This is a genomic window from Mesorhizobium sp. USDA 4775, from assembly GCF_054062655.1.
On sequence record NZ_JBSSFM010000001.1, the window covers coordinates 5,610,964 to 5,627,981 of the forward strand.

Here is a 17,018-nt window from a genome sequence, read left to right on the forward strand (position 1 = left end):
TCTGCTTTCATGCGGCGCCCGCTGCCCTACCTTGCCGTGCAACCAAAACCGAGTTCCGCCGTTTTGTCCGGTTCGATATTTCGGGGGATATCTTGGGACCATCCAGCAAGGACAGGGCGAGCGCCGCGTTTCGCAGCGCCGGAGACATGGCTGAGCGTATCGGTTCGTTTGGTTGGGGCGCTACATCTATCGGGCCGGTCTCTTCATGGCCCACAGAGCTGAAGACACTCGTCGATCTCATTCTAGGCTCTGCACAACCTATGTTCGTCGTCTGGGGCCAGGACCGCATCTGGCTCTACAACGATGCCTTCATCCCTATCCTTGGCCGCAAGCACCCGACCGCTCTCGGGCTGCCCAGCCAACAGGTCTGGGCAGAGGCATGGGAGACGATCGGCCCGATGTTTGATCTGGTTTACCAGGGCCAATCTGTACATATGGACGACATTGAGATCCGAATCGACAAGCACGGTGCGCCGGAAGAGACCCATTTCGCGTTCTCCTACAACCCCATAACGCAGCCGGAGACTGGGACGACCGGCGGTCTGTTTGGCGTCTGCACGGAAACCACGGATCGATTTCTGGCCGAAAAGCGCGAACGCCTCGCTGCTGAACGTCAGATCCATCTGTTCGAACAAGCACCAGGCTTCATCATTATCATGCGCGGTCGCGACCATGTCGTTGAATTCGTGAATGACGCCCATCGCCAGGTTTTCAACAGCGGTGATTGGCTCTCGAGACCCATTCGAGATGCCGTTCCCAGCCTGGAGGGACAAGGTTTTTTTGAACGCCTCGACGACGTCTTCCGCAGCGGTACGACGTTTGAAGCGCAGGGCCTTCCGGTCCGATTTCGCCGCTCGGCGGATAGTCCGGAGGAGACGCGCCACCTGACGTTTATCTACGCTCCCCTCTACGACGGCGGGAACCTCATCACAGGGATATTCTGCGAAGGGTTTGACGTCACCGAGACATTTCGTGCGAGAAAGCGGAGTGCTGCGCTCGCTGAGCTTGGGGACCTCGTGCGGCTGGTCGAAGACCCTGACGACCTGGCCTACGCCGCAGCCGAAATCATTGGACGGGAACTGGATGTAAGCCGGGCCGGATATGGAACGATCGATCTCGCGAACGAGACCATCTCCATCGAACGCGACTGGAACGCCCCGGGGATCAAGAGTTTGGCCGGGGTGCTGCATTTCCGCGACTACGGCACGTATATCGATGACCTGAAGCGCGGCATCACTGTTGTCCTTGAGGATGCTGACACAGATCCGCGGACAAGCCAGAACCCAGAGGCACTGAAAGCGATCAGCGCTCAATCCCTGATCAACATGCCGGTCACCGAACGGGCTGGCTTTGTGGCCCTGCTCTACCTCAATCACAACAGGCCCAGATCCTGGTCGACAGAAGAGATCGAATTCGTTCGCGAGATGGCGGAGCGAACGCGTACCGCAGTCGAACGACGGCGCGCGCAGGCGGAGTTGCGACAGAATGAAGCTCGCTTGCGCTTCCTCGACGCACTGGGGAAAGAAACCTCGAAAAGTTCGGACGCGGACGCGGTGCTCGAGATCACGACTAGGATGCTTGGCGAGTATCTCGGCGTCGCAATCTGTGCCTATGCCGATATGGAGCCTGACCAGGACCACTTCACGATCCGGGGAGACTGGCACCGGCAAGGGTCTTCGAGCATCGTCGGCTACTACAGTCTTCGGGATTTTGGCCAGCTCGCCGTGGGCAAGCTCCATCAGGGCCTGCCTCTGATCATCAACGACAATCACGTCGAGTTGCCGCTCGAAGAAGCCGCGACGTTCCAGGACATCGGCATCGCCGCCACCATCTGCATGCCCCTTGTCAAGGAGGGGCGCCTGACCGCGCTGATGGCGATCCACGACAGCGCTCCGCGGGTCTGGACTCAGAATGAGCTTGCACTTCTCACAGAGGTAACGGAGCGGTCGTGGGCGCATATAGAAAGGGTGAGGTCGGATCAGAGCGCTGCCGAGACCGCGGAACGCTTGAGCCTGGCTACCCAGGCGGCCGCAATCGGCATCTGGGATTACGACCCGGTCGCTGACCATTTGCGGTGGGACGCACAATGCCGGGCGTTGTTCGGCATCACGTCGGACGATGAGGTTACCTATGAGGGCTCCTTCATCGCCGGCCTCCATCCAGATGACCGTATCCGGGCAGATGAGGCGGTCCGGCGAGCAATCGCTCCAGACAGTCTTGAAGGATTTAACATCGAGTACCGAACAATTGGCCTGGAGGACAGGATAGAGCGTTGGGTGGCGGCGAGCGGCCATGCCATTTTCGAAGCCAGCAAGGCCGTTCGATTTATCGGCACGGTTATCGACATTTCGGATCGCAAAAAAGCAGAGCGCCACCTCAAGATCATGAACGATACCGGCGCGGCGGTCGCTGCGGAACTCGATCTCGACAAGATCGTGCAAATCACCACCGATGCCGGCGTCGAGCTTTCCGGAGCCCAGTTTGGGGCTTTCTTCTACAACGTGCTCGACGCTCAGGGCGGCAGCTACATGCTCTATGCCCTGTCAGGCGCTCCGCGCTCGGCCTTCCAGAATTACCCCATGCCACGTGCGACCGCGGTGTTCGAACCGACTTTCCTCGGGAAAGGCGTCGTTCGGTCGGACGATATCCTCAAGGATCGGCGGTACGGCAAGAATGCGCCGCACAAGGGCATGCCGGAAGGCCATCTCCCGGTTCGCTCCTATCTGGCCGTGCCAGTCGTGTCGAACTCCGGCGAAGTTCTAGGCGGTTTGTTCTTCGGACACGCGGAGACCGGCAAGTTTGGTCCTGAACACGAAAGTGCCCTTCTGGGCATCGCCGGCCATGCCGCAACCGCGATCGACAATGCCCGCCTCTTCCAGTCAGCCGAACGCGAGCTGTCTGAAAGGCGGCGTGCCGAGGCCGCACTGCAGACGCTCAACTCCACGCTGGAACAACGCGTCATCGACGAAGTGGCGGAACGTTCGAAGGCAGAGGAACAGCTGCGGCAGGTTCAAAAGATGGATGCGGTCGGTCAGTTGACAGGTGGCATTGCGCACGACTTCAACAACATGCTTGCCGTCATCATCGGTGGGCTCAATCTGCTTCAGCGCAAATTGTCCAAAGGTGAGACAGACGTCGGTCGGTTTGTCGAAGGCGCCATGGATGGGGCCCACCGCGCCGCCGCCCTCACCCAGCGGCTGCTGGCCTTCTCACGACAACAACCGCTCAAGCCGGAGCCTATCAACGCCAACCGCCTGGTCGGCGGAATGACCGAGCTGTTGATGCGCACACTTGGGGAAACGATCAAGGTCGAGACGGCGTTCGGAGCCGGCCTCTGGCAGGTCAAGGCCGATCCCAGTCAGCTTGAAAGTGCCCTGCTCAACCTGTCGGTCAACGCACGCGACGCCATGCCCAACGGCGGTAAGCTGACCATCGAGACGTCGAACGCCTATGTCGATGAGCGATACGCTCGTGAGTCCGCCATTGCGGCCGGACAATTCGTGCTGATTGCAGTTACCGATACCGGCACGGGTATGACCACGGACGTCCTCGCCAAGGCCTTCGATCCCTTCTACACGACCAAGGGCGTTGGCAAGGGCACCGGGCTTGGCCTGAGCCAGGTTTACGGTTTTGTCCGGCAATCGGGCGGCAACGTAAGAATATACTCCGAGCCCGGCGTTGGCACGACGATCAAGATCTATCTGCCACGGCATTATGGCGGCACCGAGCAGGATTCTCCCGAGCTCAAATCAAGGTCGATAGATGGCGGCGTGCCAAGCGAAATCGTCATGGTGGTTGAAGACGAGGATCGCGTCCGCGCAGTATCGGCCGAAGCATTGCGCGAACTTGGCTATACGGTCGTCGAAGCCAGTGGTCCTAACGAAGCGATCAAGATGATTGAAGCTGGACAGCAATTGTCCCTGCTCTTCACCGACGTGGTTATGCCGGAGATGTCCGGACGTCAGTTGGTGGATATCTTGCGCAGGGGCAATCCCAAGCTCAAGGTTCTCTACACCACGGGCTACACGCGCAACGCCATCGTTCACAACGGAATCCTCGATCCTGGAACGCAGCTTTTGCCTAAGCCTTTCAGCCTTGAAGACCTTGCCGAAAAGGTGAGGACGATTCTCGACGATCCTTCATAGTGCCCACCAGCCGAGCAGATCTCGAAGCTTGACGCGCTCGGCGCTTCCATGGCCGCCGGCGATCTCCCATTGCCCGAACAGTGCCGGATCGTGACCGAGGAAGCCTGGAAGCTGAGCCAGCTTCTGGAATGTTTGCACAACAGCTTTGATGTCTTGCCACGGGCCCTTCAAGATCTCTGCAAGGCGGTCCTCGTTTCCATCAACCAGTGATCTGGCAGGAACGCCTCCGCGGCACCCCCGACGCCGAGTGCCTAATGTTGCAATATTTGAGTGGCCGGAATTGCGTGTGTGACTCGGGTATAAAACGCCGGGCTACGTGGCGGCTCTCCAACGGTTTCTGCTGAAACGGTGATCCAAACTGATTGCCCTCGCTTCGGCGGGGGAATCGACAGGAATCTTTGTCTCGGCACAGTTACCGCAGACGGACTTTCGACGCTGCTGTTCATAAGTCAGCTTGTTAAGAGGCCTCCGCGTTTTGGCTCTCCATCATGAGCATCCAAAGTTCGGCAAGAACAGCCTGCGCATGCTTTTCATGTCGGAACCAAAGCGATCGCACAATGTTAAGCAGGCGAAGGGCCGTCTTAATTAGTTGAGGATCTTAAATGAAAGCCGTCATACTTGGTGCTTTGGCACTGTGCCTTCTCGTACCGTCCGTGGCCTCGGCCGACGCGATCGTAGTCCAGACTCATCGACATCACCGACACCATCACTGGAACAATGACCGCGTGGTTGTCTACCGTGAAGGACATCGTCTCCATCACCGCCGCCATGGGGATATTGCATTCTACGACCACGGCCGCCGTCATCACCGCTCCGACGCAGTCATTATCCGAGGGCCGATGGATAGATCGCACCATCGTCACCGCCACGTTGTCATTCAGCAGGAGGACAACAACGGATATTGACCGAAGCCTTTTGGCCCGGCTCTCAAACTGGAGAGCCGGGCATCACGCACGTACGATTTAGTGAGTGGAGCGGCCACGAAAGCAGCACGAAACCGACTCCATGGCGCTGGTCACCATGTTCGCCGGGAGCTCGGGTCCGCAGCAGGGCGGCGGCTCAATAGGCGGCGGTTGCTGGCGGAGCGGTCCGAGAGCCATCCAGCTGTCTTCGGCACGCCAGCGAAGCCGGGCATTGTATCGCAATCGGCAAGACCAGATTTGCGCTGGAGCCCCATCTGTTTCGATCAAGCACCCGCTTGAAGTTGGATACGTGAATGGAAAAGATCAGGAGATTGCTGGCTTTCTGCTTTGTGGTCGTCAGCGCTAGCGCGATAAATTTCGAACTTACCCCTGCGGTCTCGGCCGCGCCTGTAGATGCGGTGGCGATTGCCGACCACTTCTCATCCGTAAAGTCCATGTCCGGGGACTTCGTCCAGTCTGACCCAAGAGGTGAAAAGACCAGCGGTAGATTTTTTCTCCAACGCCCGGGAAAGATTCGGTTCAATTATACCGGCCAATCAGGGATCAGCTTAATCGCAGATGGACAATCCGTCGTAATCTATAACAAAAAGCTGAAGACATCGCGCCTCTATGCTCTTTCGAAGACGCCGCTCAAGCTTCTACTGGACGACAAGGTCAAATTCTCTGGCAATCGCCTCAAAGGCATCAAAGACGATGGCGCCCAGGTTACCATCAAGCTGGCCGACAAGTCGGCCTTCGGAAACTCGAACATCACTATGGTCTTCGATAGGAAATCACTCGATCTGCGCAGATGGAGCATCACTGACGAAAGAGGACAGAGCACGACAGTCACTCTCTCGAATGTGAGCGAAGGCGTTCGTGCCCCCCCAGGCACCTTCATGATCGACTACGCTGCAAATCGTGAATTCAACACCACAACGAAATAGCTGCTAGTCTTTTGCGCTTGTCACTCCACGTCGATCGAGGAGAGGCCCGCCGAAATCGCTCGACAGCCAGTCAATGGAACGAAAAGCGGGCGTCGGCAACCTGCCCCATCGCAATACGGAAGAGCAATGGTAACGGCATCTGACGTCGAGTTTCCCTTACCCTTGAACACGCAGCCTATGGAGGCACGCACGGCGGAGGCGTTGCCGCGAGAAGACGGTCTCTGGCAGTACGAACCGAAATGGGATGGCTTCCGCTGCATCGGCTTCAAGAGCGGCAAGGCTGTCGACCTCAGGGCAAAATCCGGCAAACCGCTCGGTCGCTATTTTCCCGAACTGATGGCGGCCTTGAGTGCGCTTGCGGCAACCGAATTCGTCATCGACGGTGAAATCATAGTGGAGATCGAGGACCGTGCTTCTTTCGACGCGCTGCAGATGCGGCTTCATCCCGCAGAGAGCCGCATCCGCAAGCTCAGTCGAGAAACTCCCGCGCAGCTGGTCGTCTTCGACATGCTTGTGGCCCCGGGAGGTCGGCTGCTGGTCGAACTGCCATTGCACGATCGGCGCGCAGAAGCTGAAGACTTGGTTGCCAAGGCAAAGACCAAGACCTTGCGGCTTTCGCCGGCCACCACGAGCCTGGCCACGGCGGACAAGTGGTTGAAGGGTGCTGGTACCGGCGGTGCCACGGACGGCGTCGTGGCCAAGCTGCTCAACGATCCCTACAAGCCGGGCGAACGTGCGATGGTGAAGGTAAAGCCCCAGCGCACGGCCGACTGCGTAGTGGGTGGGTTCCGCTATCAAAAGGGCACACGACAGGTTGGATCGCTGCTGCTCGGGCTATACAATGGCGATGGTCTGCTCGACCATGTCGGCTTCACATCAACCATCGCCAATGACGAGCGTGCGGTGCTGACGCAAAGGCTGGGACATCTGCTTGGCGGATCCGGCTTCACCGGCAAGGCGCCGGGCGGCCCGAGCCGCTGGAGCACCGAGCGTAGTGGCGAATGGGAGCCGGTCAGACCGGAGCTGGTCGTGGAGGTTCGCTTCGACCAGGTCACCGGCAACCGCTTCCGGCATGGAACGAAGCTTTTGCGCTGGCGCCCGGACAAGGAGCCAAGCCAATGTACGTTTGGGCAGATAGAATAGTCGAAGCCTACTCGTGCGCCGGGTGCACTATCGATGTGGCTGATCTTCGCGCATGGCGTTATAGACAAGCAGGCCCGCGGCTAATGACACGGCAGCGCCGACCATATCGCTGCCCGTCAGCCCTAAATAATAAACGAAAGCGAATGTCAGCTCGGCCATGGGTTCCACCAAAAGGGTTCTCCGAGACAACCCTTAAGGATCGCTAATGTTCCAATCGTTTGAGTCGAGGTCACCGCCGTCGAAAACGGCAGCCATAGCTTGTGCGAGGGCCGCTGGTGGCTTGTTCTGTTCTGGGCAAAAGAGATGCCTAAGGCGGCCATGTTCAACGCCAGGATTGAAGGCATCGATACCGCAGCGGCCTTCCAGGACGTATTCAAGTCGAAACGCTGCCTGATCCCGGCCGATGGCTTCTACGAATGGACGATCTCGTTGGCCGGCGGCAAGAAAGATCCTTGGCACATCTACCTGCCGGACTACGCGCCTTTTTCGTTCGTCGGGCTCTGGGCGTATAACACTAATCTCGATGTCGCCAGCTGCACAATCATCCCCAGCCGGCCGGCGAGCCGAATGAAAAACCCACGACCGGCAGCCGGAAATCCGCGACCAGGCCTATTACGACGCATGGCTCGACCCGGGGACGCCGAAGGAATCTGAAAGATATCCTCAGCCACGACATCGACGGCCAGTTGCAGTTCAACCGAGTTGGGCGCGACGTCAATTCGACCGTCATAAACAGGCAGCCGAATGATCACCCTGCCCTGGTCGGACCGATCAATCCGCTATGAGCGACGAACCCATCAAGCTTGCCGAAGGCATGACGGCGGCGCGGCAAAGTGGACGGATCGAAAATCATGTCTGCGAGTTTGACGTGTGCGGGAAGCGCGCGCCGTTCGGATTTGCAAAGCCGACAACCATCACATTGGTCTGTTTCGAACATCGCGAACACGGCGACAGCTATTTGGCGGGGGGTGAGATGATCAGTCGACCAAGAGAAGCGAACGATTATCCAGACCGAGTCATCGACTGCCAGGAGGCGATGGAGCCCGGCTTCCAGGCCATCGTTGATTGCATGCTGCGGTCACTGAAGCGGCTGATCGCAGCGGACAATATGACTCAGAAAGGGAACGCGAGGACGGAAACACAGCTCGCAATCGCTCGGGCCATGATGCGCGCCGGCAGGCCATTTTAGGGTCCTAATCGGGATTCCGATGAATGGCGGTGGTGCTGGGGTGAGGCTTAGGAAGGAGCCGGGCCACAAGCTTCCCGACGGTGAAGCAGGCATCATCGAAAAATGCGAGATGTAGGCTCGCCGAGAATAACCCCAACGAAATCTCAGCGAGCCAGCCGCCCCGGCATGAGGGACATAACAGGGCGACTAAATTGCTTTACGAGCCCGCCCTCCAAAAAGTTGCCTGAAATCGTCAAGCGCATCCGAAAGGGAGCCTTTAGCTTACCCCCTGGAACATTTCGACGCGTGCTGGATTAACACGGCATCCGTTGGTTGGTGGCAGGACCAGAGTGTGATTTCGATAACCCCCGATGGTTCAGAAGAGAAACCCCCACGGATGGGCATCCTTCCAATCATCGCGGCTACCGTTTTTTTTGAATTGTTCATCGAACTGCCAAAAACGCAATGGAACAGTCAGACGGAAGAAAGCCCCGGCTCGGCGTTCAATGGCGTACCAAGCGACCAAAACCCTAAGTTCGGCAAAAGTGCCCCTTCAAGGCTGGGCGGCGATTGAAGCTCTTGCCGACGCGGGTGGCCTCGGCCGCATCAGAAACCATACGCGGCGCCGAATGTTCCATCGCGCACCGTCAACGCTTCTTCGGCGTCGGCTTGATCTCCTCGACCCGCACCTGTCGCCGATCTACTTGGCTGGTGCGAGTGCTTGTACGAAAATTCTGATTCCGATGAAACCCATCGGCTCCTCCATTCGTTTTGAGCACCGGTTTTGCCCGAGTGGAAGAGACGAAGTGCCATGCCCTTGTCCGATGAACTGCGCGATGTAGCGATCGAGTTTCACTGTCCGGTCTGTTCATATCCGACGGTGAGAAAGGGATCCTGGCTGAGAACGGTCGGCAGCTTCAAATGCGAAAGCTGCGAGACGAAGGTGAGGATTGGCTACGAAGACAAGCTGGCGATTTTTGAGCGCCACCTGAGAAAACGATAAACCGCTGGTTCGTTGAGATGTTTCTCTGGTTGATTCCTGCTGATCGAAGCCTCCGGCAGTGGTTCGTCCGTGTGGTCGATGGCGACGAAGAACTGACCCGATCATTCGAATTGGATTCGTTCGCCCTGGCGTACGCCGAAGGCCAACGACGACGCCTCGGGCTTCCTGTCTCCGATCGGCTGTAGCCAACGTTGGGGAATGGCCGGTGCGGTGGGGGCGTTGGGGCACGACGGACACCGCACCGGCCATTGCGGTGGGGGCTCGGGTTCCTCCCCGCGTAATTGACTTACCCCTACGTAAGCCATCCCGCAATTAAGCCTGTTGACCTACGCCGCAGGCGGCCGCGCCAGGTCCTGTTCCCATTCCATCGGATGAACGGAGGATCGTCGCCGGTGATACCTTAGGCCGAACCGCCTCCAAACCAGTGAATGAACTCGACTTCCTTGCCGGTCACTTCTCGCACCGTCTTCAACAGAGTCTCATGCAGAACACGCGTTGCCCGGTAGTGATCACATGTAGGCGATATCAGCGGCTTCATGATGCTCTTGTGCAGCGCTTCCTCTGCTATTGCTCGAAGGCGGACCTTGGGCCCGCCTTCGACGTCCGGCTAGATTCAGCCGCCCATCTTCTTTGCCATGGCGCAGAAATCTGCGTGCGACTTGTTGAGCGTGGTATCGCCGCAATCTTTCAACACCGCTTTCTGTTCATCGGGTTTCATGGCCGCCCATGCGGTCTTGAAATCCTTTTCCGTCTTCAATGTTTTCATGCCGGCATCGGTGAAGAACGGCGACATCTTTGCCGGATCGTCGAGTGCAGATGTGTTGCCAGCGGCAAGAGCCGAACCGGTCATCATGGAAAGCGCAATCGCGCCCACTGTGAGCATCTTGATGTTCATCTGAGTATCCTCCTGTCACGATTCAACAAGACGTGACCTATAAAAGAAACGTCCATTTGCCCGAACCGGTTCCCGGCTGCGCCCTTACGAATTGGCAATTACTAATCGCGCCAACGCTTGCCGGTTGGTCGCCGCAGACAGCCGCCTTTAGGTGTCCCCTGTCAAAATCACGCTGAGTTCACGCCAGCGGGACGAAGCTTGATCGTGAAATCGGCCGGCCGGGCCTGCCTTAGAAGCCAGAACGAGCGAGCAGGTCGGATCGAGTGCCCTCGCCAAATGTGGGGTCGTTGAAGCGCGGCGCGTTGCTGGGGTGGAAACTCGCTAAGAAGGCAAAACGGCATGGTTGTCATAGAGAAGCAGTTAACAAGGTCTGGTGTTGCGGCTTTGGTTCCGAGGCGCTGGAACATTAGACCTCGCTAAAGGTTGCCAGAGCGGGCGGCGTTCCAACACTTCAGCAAGTCCCGCGATCCTTGGCCGTCTGCCGCTGCCGTAAAATGGGCGGCGGTTCGTCAATCGGAGAGATGCGATGCCCCTGTCCAATGAACTGCGCGACGTGGCGATAGAGTTTCAATGTCCGGCCTGTTCACACTCGACGAAAAAAATGGGTTCGTGGGTAACAACGATCGGCAGTTTCAAATGCGACGGCTGCAAGGCGAAGGTGCGCATTGGCTACGAATACAAGCTGGCGATGTTCGAACGCCACCTAAGACAACGGTGATTTCACGCCGCCGGAAGATCTTACCACCGCTTAGCCTAGCACTGCCCTTGGCTTCGACGTGATCTCCTGGACCCGCACCTTGTCGCCGATCTCCTTCGCCGTATCGAGCGTTGCGGCTTGTCTTGTCGTTGCAGGCTTGTCGACCATCGCTGCCCCGTAACGTCGAAAGCCCGCACTCCTCTGGCGGAGAGAGCGCGGGCCGATCGGATACCGATCTTCGGCAAGAAGGCGATTGAGGGCACCCCACCTGCCGCGCTGATCAACTTTCAGAGACAGCTAATGTTCCCGGAGACGATAGCGCGCCTCATTCGCCAATATTCGAGGGTATGTGTGCCGTGCGAGGGGTTCAACCTGCGACGGCTTATTCAGACTTTCTAATTTAATATTTGACCGTCGGCGCCAAGATCGTAGGCGCCACTGTCGTGCACCGAAGGAAAAGCCCGGTTGCGCCCCCCGCGCCGGGCTTTTTCCTCTATCCCCAGAAGAGCGGTGATCTATGGGCAAGACTAAGGTCTTGCTCCTTGCCCAGCGAAGGTCTGACGTTACCACTTTGGTTCCGGTAACATTCGTTGGACGTTCCGTATTTTAGCCAAAACTGATGTATTCTGATTCAAGTGGGCGGCGCTAAAACGCTTAGGCCGAGCCGCCCCCAAACCAGCGGACGAACTCGACTTCTTTCCCAGTCACTTCTCGCACCGTCTTCAACAGCACCTCATGCAGGGTTCGCGTTGCGCGGTAGTGATCGCATGTAGGTGAGATGAGCGGCTTCACGATGCTCTTGTGCAGCGCTTCCGCTGCTACCAGGAAGCTTTCGATTTCAGCTTGGGATAACTGCTTGGAAGGTTTGGTTCTGGCCATTGGCGATCTCCGTTTGAATGAAGGGTCGCCGCAACGGGAGGATTATATTCCTCTGATCGAGCTCTCTGACAAGGGCTAGTCGGTCAGGCCGGGGTCGTAATGCACAATCGCGTCGAGGATAGTGCGGTAGAGGCTGTCGACCTCTTCGTGGATCTCTGCCCGCTTGATGCCGAGCGCCTTAGCGTCGGCGATCAGCTTATTGGTCAGTTCGTCGACCGAGATGACGTCGGCCTTGGTCGTCTCAGGGACGTTGTTGGCCAGCCATTGATCTAGGAAGTTGATTCCGCGCGAGCTCATCGAGAATTAAGCTCGCGAGCGGTCTTCGGTTCCGTTAGTCGATTTCGATGATCTTCCTGGCGAGCTTCACTATCGTTTTCTAGCGACCACTAAGAAATTCTGAGCAAAGCGTGCTGGGACGCCAGCTCTCCTGCATATCGTCTCAACAGGCCCGACCAACATTTCGCAAAGCGTCGGCAACAGCCACCCGGGTCGCGGCAAAAACCCATAACCGATGACCCGTTCGACGACAAACCCGTTGGAAACGAGCATTTGGCGATATGCGTGGATGCTCAACGTACTGCGAACCACGCGCCCCTGAAATCGGTTGAGAAAGCGGTAGACCAGCCCCATCGGCGAGGTTGCGTTCATGTGGATGTTCGAAACCAGCAACCCACCGTCGTTCAAATGCTCATGAATTGCCGACAGTGCGTCCCGCTTAAGAGTGTCTTCAGCGTTCAAGAAGAATCGAAAAGCTGTAACCACGTCGAATCTTTTCGAAAGGGGGGCAACCGTCAGATCGGCTTTCACCAGCTTGACGTTGCCCGGGACCCGCGCGCAAGCAAGCATGGATTGAGAGACGTCAACGCCAACGACCTCACCGAACAATGGACTTGCAACAGCTGCGACGCGGCCAGTGCCGCACGCGAAGTCGAGGCAGCTGCGAACCGGCCCGCCAAGAGGGCTGAGAATGCCTTCCACCAGGGGGCGTTCGATCCGCGACCACAAGGCAGCATAGTAGCCGGAACGGAAGGTTTCGGCGTAATCGGTGCCGTAGCCTGGCTTCTGATGGCTCGATCGGTAATCGGTATAAGCGCTCCCCTCGAGTGACCGCTCGGTCAATACATCACCATGAGAACCGCCCATCACAACAACCTCCGTTTTGGGCTTGCTAATAGATTTCACTCGTCCTGATCGATCGTCATCCGTTCACATGACGCAGACCTTACAAAGATGTAAGGAAAGGGAGCAGAATTCCGACTATGGATGGTGGATCATTGCTACCTCGCGTGCTCATTCCTCCCGAAAGTCCTGCAGCGAGGCGTGGCGGAGGTCGTCTTCCCCCCGCAGATGCTTCACACGGCCGATCAACCCGGGCTTAACCCACTGCGTCGCTGGCCGCTTCATGCCCTTTGGCGCCGGCCCTGCGTGCTCCTGGACACGTTTCCACAGCCGCTCCCGGATGGCGCGGCTGGAGTTGATGAAAGCCGAGCCGACATAGCAGCCGGTCTTGCGATCGGCCATCAGGGCAAATGCCGGCTTGCCGGCCTCACGCTCGACGCCGAGCAGCTCGTATTCGTCGAGGGTCGGCATCGCCATGACGAAGCTATCAGACCTTGTGCCACTCATTCCCGGCCAGCTGCACGGTGGCGTCCTCATCCGCGAAGAGGGCCATTTCTACAACTGCCCGAACTGCGGCCAGAAGGTCGATCAGCGCGACTTACGCCAAGTCTTCTGGCATGAAGAGGGCACGAGCCTCTAGACCCCGAAACCGTTGCGACGATTCTCGAGTTTTCTCGAAAGAAGTAACAAGCCGGGTGCCGCCGATCACAGGGCAAAGAAAGAGCCCGCCCGCAATGGGAACCGAGGGCGGGCCAACAGCTGGCTACGGATCAACCCATCATAGGTCAACGGCAGCGAAGGGTTGGTTGCCAAAGGGTAGCATCGTCGCTCAAGCCGCTTCTGGCGACCTCAGCGGGTGGCTGGAGATAGCCCCGACACCGATCGCACGCTCGTGCTGGAGAAAACCACAAAGGCAAATATCAGCACAGCAGTAGCCACCAACAGCGAGCCGGCAGCGACGACCGGCTCAAGCGCTGAATACCCTCCATGCAGCATCAGATACAGCGCAGGCAGCATGATCACCAGTCCAACGTTATAGAGACCGTAGTGGATCATTGCGATTTTCCGCTCCGCCTTAGCCGGGTTGAGCGCGTAGTACCCACCGAATATAGCGCTGGTGACCCATCCGAGCAGATTGATGTGAGCATGGGCCGGGAAGGAACCGTGGTCGCCGGAGATTGCCATCTGCAAGCCGGCGCCGATCCCCAGGATAAGCCACACAACGGCCGTTTTAAAAAAGAGATTCGAAACCTTAGGCATGACACTTCTCCCCAAAAAGCGCTGAAAATCAACGCGCGATATTAAGGGGCTACTAAAATAGCAATGCAATCAAAAACAACGCCAATCCGGCGGTGCGTGCTGTTGCGCAACCGCGCCTAGGCCTGTCCAAGCCCCTTCCCTGGCTCGGATGGCTGGAGCAGAGCGCCACCATATTGCGTCCATAGATGTTCGCAGTCCCATACCCTCAAGCTAGGCGTTCCAGGTTCCCCGTACAGGACCATTGCACTGCGAACATCGTAGCCAAGCACGGACGCGTTGGCGACGAATTGGATAGCGCACCCCAAGCTGATGCCGCCGATCCGTGTTTCCTTTTTACTGGTGAGATCGATCACGCCGAAGATTTCCGCATCTGCTCCTTTGCCGGCCAATACAGCCGTCGATCTCGCGTCGTCCAAGGCAAGAAGCATCGCGGAATCCCCCGTAACTACCACCTCCTAACTTGTATGGGCCAAATTTGTTCCGCGCAGGGGTCAGGGGCATCCTCGGGCTCACTTGGTTGACCTGTTTCAGGCTCAAGTGCCACCGCTGGAAATACGCGGGTTTGAACAGCTCACAACGCCACAAATCAACGGAACTGGTTGCTCATAAGCGCGTTCCTCTGAGGGCCTAAACCGGAGAGTAAACATGGATCAAGGACTTGAGTGCGAGCATGCAAAGCAGGGCTAGCGAACTAGCGTTGCCCGGTGGGAACACGGATATTTCCGCGCTGATGTCTGGAATCGCAGTCACATTGGAGGCGCTTGTGGTGATCGCCGAAGAAACGCGGGTTCCCCGTTCTGGGCCGAGTTTAGAGCCCGGCGAGGATGGCAAGGTGACTAAGCAATAGGACGAACACCGGTAGGGCGTCTCCTTCAAACACTATAAGCCCTGATGGTTGCCGGAAGTCCGCCGATGGCGCTGCCATGAAAGCCATCGAAAGTCGATTGATTGCCGCCTAGTGCAGCCTGTACGACGCATTTCATGCAACAGATACGCAACGGATTGGCTGATTAGCGTTTAAAATCAAAGAATATCAAGACACTCTGACTTCTTAGTCCTGGTCGAATCCAGGTTCCCCAGACTAAATTACACCCAGGCGGTGGTCCTTTGAAACACAAAAACCGCCCCGGTTAGACCGGGACGGTTATAGAATTGGTGGACTCGGAGGACATATTAAGATCATTGATTTTATTGGCTTTTTCGTGGGCCAAAATCAGAAATCTTCCCGTATCGTTCCGTGTGATTCCGTTATCGACCCCGTCCAGTCTAATTTCACTGGCCTATACGCGCCCTAGAAAAGTCCTGAACAGAAGGTCAGAGACTGCGCCCAGAAACGGACAGCTTTTGATCAGCCCCGGCCAGTGGCGAAAAATCGGATCTGGCCAGCACCCCGGCTATCCTGGCAAAGCTGACAAATGCCTGTCGCGCCTCTTCGGTTGTCATCTGCTCGGCGATTGCGGCGTTGCAGCTCCTCACCGCGCAGTTGTATACCGGCCCCCGACGGGCCTTTGGCCATTGATTCAAGTATACGAGCGCCTCCCGCACCGATCCGATGTCGTGTATCACGTCACCGGTCTTAACCTGCACGGGGGCAAGGAAAGCCAGACTGGTCATTTGTTAACTCCCTGGGGTTGCAAGGTTGATTCAGCATCCCATGACGGCTCTTTCATTTGAGGCTGTTGGACGTCATTTGACGTTCCTCGCCATCTGCGAGGACCGGGGCTCATCGAGCCCCGGCCTTGCTTCGCGACCGTCATTTGTTGCCGTTGATTGCGATGCGCTTGGTGTTTGCCTGCGCCTTTTTGGACTTGGGCAATGTCACGGTGAGCACACCGTTCTTGAACGTCGCCGCCACCTTGTCGTCTTCAACCTCACGGCCGAGACTAAAGCGCCGCTCAAAACGCCCATAATAGCGTTCGCTGAACTGGCGGTCCTTGTCCTCGGTCTCCGCCTTCTTCTCGCCGCGAAGTGTCAGAACACCATCATCCAGCATGACCTCGACGTCGTTTTCATCGAGGCCAGGGATTTCGGCCGTCACCCGGATTTCCTGATCGGTTTCCGAGAACTCCACGCTTGGCCAAGTGCCGTTGAGAGGGGCCATGCGGCCCAGCGCCGAAGGCGTGTCAAAACCGCGGAACACCTCGTCGAATAGCCGGTTGACATTGCGGTGCAACGACAGGAACGGATCCATGTCGTCACCGCGATAAATGCTCGGTGCCTGGCTGCCGCCACGGCTCCAGGGAATCAAGTCACGTACGCTCATTTGATCCTTCTCCTTTCCGTGTTGGGTCGCACCCGGACCCCACCCACGACAGGACGGGGTGCGGGCCGACCGCCAAAGATCAGGCCGCCGCGCTTTCAATGCGCTTGGACGCCGCCTTCTTGTCGGTCTCGACATTGATTGCGATGCGGCGCGGCTTCATCTCCTCGGGAATTTCTTTCTTGAGGTCGATGATCAGCAGACCGTTTTCGAGCTTTGCCCCGACAATGGTCACATGATCGGCTAGTTCGAAGCGGCGCGCGAACGACCTCAACGCCAAGCCATGATGGAGGTACTGAACCTCGTCGTCCTCTGTCTTGGCGCCCTCGATCACGAGCATATTTGGCTCCTGCGTGATCGTAAGCTCATCTTCCCCGAAACCGGCGACCGCGAGGACAATGCGGTAGGTGTCTTCGCTGAGCTTGGCGATATCATAGGGCGGCCAGTTGTCCGCGTTCTGTGGCGGGCTGGCGTTTTCGAGCAGGTTGAAGATGCGGTCAAAGCCGATGCTCGACCGATAGAAGGGGGAAAAGTCCAGGTTCGTTCTCATAACTACATCCTCCTTGGAGCAACATAGGTACGAGGGAACGCCAAGAAGCA

General features: G+C 57.7%; 20 protein-coding genes. 9 read left to right on the top strand and 11 right to left on the bottom strand.

The window, feature by feature from the left end:
• The first annotated feature begins 935 nt into the window (after positions 1–935).
• Positions 936–4,145 carry a GAF domain-containing protein gene (locus tag ACVILI_RS27500; RefSeq protein ID WP_038653165.1) on the top strand — a complete coding sequence of 1,070 codons (3,210 nt, stop codon included), beginning with the start codon at positions 936–938 and terminating at the stop codon, positions 4,143–4,145.
• 48 nt (positions 4,146–4,193) lie between these two features.
• Positions 4,194–4,355: a hypothetical protein gene (locus ACVILI_RS27505; RefSeq protein WP_240565271.1), complete on the top strand. Its 162-nt coding sequence runs from the start codon at positions 4,194–4,196 to the stop codon at positions 4,353–4,355.
• Between the two features lie 371 nt (positions 4,356–4,726).
• Here the strand turns inward: ACVILI_RS27505 and ACVILI_RS27510 are convergent, their stop codons facing one another.
• Positions 4,727–4,951, bottom strand: coding sequence for a hypothetical protein (locus tag ACVILI_RS27510; protein WP_027047171.1), 225 nt, complete (start codon positions 4,949–4,951; stop codon positions 4,727–4,729).
• A gap of 410 nt (positions 4,952–5,361) precedes the next feature.
• On the opposite strand from ACVILI_RS27510, the gene ACVILI_RS27515 reads away from it, so the two are divergent.
• Positions 5,362–5,994: an outer-membrane lipoprotein carrier protein LolA gene (locus ACVILI_RS27515; RefSeq protein WP_038648762.1), complete on the top strand. Its 633-nt coding sequence runs from the start codon at positions 5,362–5,364 to the stop codon at positions 5,992–5,994.
• A 126-nt stretch (positions 5,995–6,120) separates the two neighbouring features.
• Positions 6,121–7,137 carry an ATP-dependent DNA ligase gene (locus ACVILI_RS27520; RefSeq protein ID WP_038648763.1) on the top strand — a complete coding sequence of 339 codons (1,017 nt, stop codon included), beginning with the start codon at positions 6,121–6,123 and terminating at the stop codon, positions 7,135–7,137.
• Positions 7,138–7,164: 27 nt separating this feature from the next.
• Here ACVILI_RS27520 and ACVILI_RS27525 read toward each other — a convergent pair whose 3' ends face one another.
• A complete protein-coding gene (locus tag ACVILI_RS27525) occupies positions 7,165–7,296 on the bottom strand; it encodes a hypothetical protein (protein WP_020628965.1) in 132 nt (43 codons plus the stop codon).
• Positions 7,297–7,395: 99 nt separating this feature from the next.
• On the opposite strand from ACVILI_RS27525, the gene ACVILI_RS27530 reads away from it, so the two are divergent.
• The 3 genes from ACVILI_RS27530 to ACVILI_RS27540 all read left to right on the top strand — a co-directional run bounded on the left by ACVILI_RS27530 (position 7,396) and on the right by ACVILI_RS27540 (position 8,879).
• Positions 7,396–7,791 (top strand): SOS response-associated peptidase family protein, encoded by a 396-nt coding sequence (locus tag ACVILI_RS27530; protein WP_457102660.1) that lies wholly within the window; start codon positions 7,396–7,398, stop codon positions 7,789–7,791.
• A gap of 319 nt (positions 7,792–8,110) precedes the next feature.
• On the top strand, positions 8,111–8,326 hold the full coding sequence (locus ACVILI_RS27535) for a hypothetical protein (protein WP_038653168.1): 216 nt from the start codon (positions 8,111–8,113) through the stop codon (positions 8,324–8,326).
• Positions 8,327–8,657: 331 nt separating this feature from the next.
• The gene (locus ACVILI_RS27540; protein WP_457102661.1) at positions 8,658–8,879 is read left to right on the top strand and encodes a hypothetical protein; all 222 of its coding nucleotides are present in this window, start codon (positions 8,658–8,660) and stop codon (positions 8,877–8,879) included.
• 1,042 nt (positions 8,880–9,921) lie between these two features.
• On the opposite strand, the gene ACVILI_RS27545 is transcribed toward ACVILI_RS27540, so the two are convergent.
• Positions 9,922–10,203 carry a hypothetical protein gene (locus tag ACVILI_RS27545; RefSeq protein WP_019859945.1) on the bottom strand — a complete coding sequence of 94 codons (282 nt, stop codon included), beginning with the start codon at positions 10,201–10,203 and terminating at the stop codon, positions 9,922–9,924.
• A gap of 526 nt (positions 10,204–10,729) precedes the next feature.
• Between ACVILI_RS27545 and ACVILI_RS27550 the strand changes: the two genes are divergently transcribed.
• Positions 10,730–10,921 carry a hypothetical protein gene (locus ACVILI_RS27550; RefSeq protein WP_027047172.1) on the top strand — a complete coding sequence of 64 codons (192 nt, stop codon included), beginning with the start codon at positions 10,730–10,732 and terminating at the stop codon, positions 10,919–10,921.
• A gap of 633 nt (positions 10,922–11,554) precedes the next feature.
• On the opposite strand, the gene ACVILI_RS27555 is transcribed toward ACVILI_RS27550, so the two are convergent.
• The 4 genes from ACVILI_RS27555 to ACVILI_RS27570 form a co-directional block, all read right to left on the bottom strand.
• Positions 11,555–11,779, bottom strand: coding sequence for a hypothetical protein (locus tag ACVILI_RS27555; protein WP_019859949.1), 225 nt, complete (start codon positions 11,777–11,779; stop codon positions 11,555–11,557).
• 75 nt (positions 11,780–11,854) lie between these two features.
• A complete protein-coding gene (locus ACVILI_RS27560) occupies positions 11,855–12,076 on the bottom strand; it encodes a DUF768 domain-containing protein (RefSeq protein ID WP_038648766.1) in 222 nt (73 codons plus the stop codon).
• Between the two features lie 69 nt (positions 12,077–12,145).
• The gene (locus tag ACVILI_RS27565) at positions 12,146–12,961 is read right to left on the bottom strand and encodes a class I SAM-dependent DNA methyltransferase (protein ID WP_457102662.1); all 816 of its coding nucleotides are present in this window, start codon (positions 12,959–12,961) and stop codon (positions 12,146–12,148) included.
• 108 nt (positions 12,962–13,069) lie between these two features.
• Positions 13,070–13,375, bottom strand: a complete 306-nt coding sequence (locus ACVILI_RS27570; RefSeq protein WP_240565470.1) for a hypothetical protein — start codon at positions 13,373–13,375, stop codon at positions 13,070–13,072.
• Here ACVILI_RS27570 and ACVILI_RS27575 point away from each other — a divergent pair.
• Complete coding sequence (locus ACVILI_RS27575) at positions 13,374–13,538, top strand: hypothetical protein (RefSeq protein ID WP_019859952.1); 165 nt, start codon at positions 13,374–13,376, stop codon at positions 13,536–13,538. The genes ACVILI_RS27570 and ACVILI_RS27575 overlap by 2 nt on opposite strands.
• Before the next feature lie 209 nt (positions 13,539–13,747).
• Here ACVILI_RS27575 and ACVILI_RS27580 read toward each other — a convergent pair whose 3' ends face one another.
• From ACVILI_RS27580 to ACVILI_RS27595, 4 genes are all read right to left on the bottom strand, one after another.
• Positions 13,748–14,158: a hypothetical protein gene (locus ACVILI_RS27580; protein WP_202361908.1), complete on the bottom strand. Its 411-nt coding sequence runs from the start codon at positions 14,156–14,158 to the stop codon at positions 13,748–13,750.
• A 1,314-nt stretch (positions 14,159–15,472) separates the two neighbouring features.
• On the bottom strand, positions 15,473–15,772 hold the full coding sequence (locus ACVILI_RS27585) for a DUF982 domain-containing protein (protein WP_240565472.1): 300 nt from the start codon (positions 15,770–15,772) through the stop codon (positions 15,473–15,475).
• 139 nt (positions 15,773–15,911) lie between these two features.
• Entirely contained in the window at positions 15,912–16,421 is a 510-nt protein-coding gene (locus tag ACVILI_RS27590) for an Hsp20/alpha crystallin family protein (RefSeq protein WP_064982201.1), read from the bottom strand.
• Positions 16,422–16,500: 79 nt separating this feature from the next.
• On the bottom strand, positions 16,501–16,968 hold the full coding sequence (locus ACVILI_RS27595; protein WP_240565540.1) for an Hsp20 family protein: 468 nt from the start codon (positions 16,966–16,968) through the stop codon (positions 16,501–16,503).
• Positions 16,969–17,018 lie beyond the last annotated feature (50 nt).

Excerpts from the sequence above, each read along its gene's own strand:
- ACVILI_RS27505 (WP_240565271.1), top strand. The coding sequence starts at position 4,194 with ATGGCCGCCGGCGATCTCCCATTGCCCGAACAGTGCCGGATCGTGACC.
- ACVILI_RS27510 (WP_027047171.1), bottom strand. The coding sequence starts at position 4,951 with ATGACGGCGGCCGTGGTCGTAGAATGCAATATCCCCATGGCGGCGGTG.
- ACVILI_RS27515 (WP_038648762.1), top strand. The coding sequence starts at position 5,362 with ATGGAAAAGATCAGGAGATTGCTGGCTTTCTGCTTTGTGGTCGTCAGC.
- ACVILI_RS27520 (WP_038648763.1), top strand. The coding sequence starts at position 6,121 with ATGGTAACGGCATCTGACGTCGAGTTTCCCTTACCCTTGAACACGCAG.
- ACVILI_RS27525 (WP_020628965.1), bottom strand. The coding sequence starts at position 7,296 with ATGGCCGAGCTGACATTCGCTTTCGTTTATTATTTAGGGCTGACGGGC.
- ACVILI_RS27535 (WP_038653168.1), top strand. The coding sequence starts at position 8,111 with ATGATCAGTCGACCAAGAGAAGCGAACGATTATCCAGACCGAGTCATC.
- ACVILI_RS27545 (WP_019859945.1), bottom strand. The coding sequence starts at position 10,203 with ATGAACATCAAGATGCTCACAGTGGGCGCGATTGCGCTTTCCATGATG.
- ACVILI_RS27550 (WP_027047172.1), top strand. The coding sequence starts at position 10,730 with ATGCCCCTGTCCAATGAACTGCGCGACGTGGCGATAGAGTTTCAATGT.
- ACVILI_RS27555 (WP_019859949.1), bottom strand. The coding sequence starts at position 11,779 with ATGGCCAGAACCAAACCTTCCAAGCAGTTATCCCAAGCTGAAATCGAA.
- ACVILI_RS27560 (WP_038648766.1), bottom strand. The coding sequence starts at position 12,076 with ATGAGCTCGCGCGGAATCAACTTCCTAGATCAATGGCTGGCCAACAAC.
- ACVILI_RS27575 (WP_019859952.1), top strand. The coding sequence starts at position 13,374 with ATGACGAAGCTATCAGACCTTGTGCCACTCATTCCCGGCCAGCTGCAC.
- ACVILI_RS27570 (WP_240565470.1), bottom strand. The coding sequence starts at position 13,375 with ATGGCGATGCCGACCCTCGACGAATACGAGCTGCTCGGCGTCGAGCGT.
- ACVILI_RS27580 (WP_202361908.1), bottom strand. The coding sequence starts at position 14,158 with ATGCCTAAGGTTTCGAATCTCTTTTTTAAAACGGCCGTTGTGTGGCTT.
- ACVILI_RS27585 (WP_240565472.1), bottom strand. The coding sequence starts at position 15,772 with ATGACCAGTCTGGCTTTCCTTGCCCCCGTGCAGGTTAAGACCGGTGAC.
- ACVILI_RS27590 (WP_064982201.1), bottom strand. The coding sequence starts at position 16,421 with ATGAGCGTACGTGACTTGATTCCCTGGAGCCGTGGCGGCAGCCAGGCA.
- ACVILI_RS27595 (WP_240565540.1), bottom strand. The coding sequence starts at position 16,968 with ATGAGAACGAACCTGGACTTTTCCCCCTTCTATCGGTCGAGCATCGGC.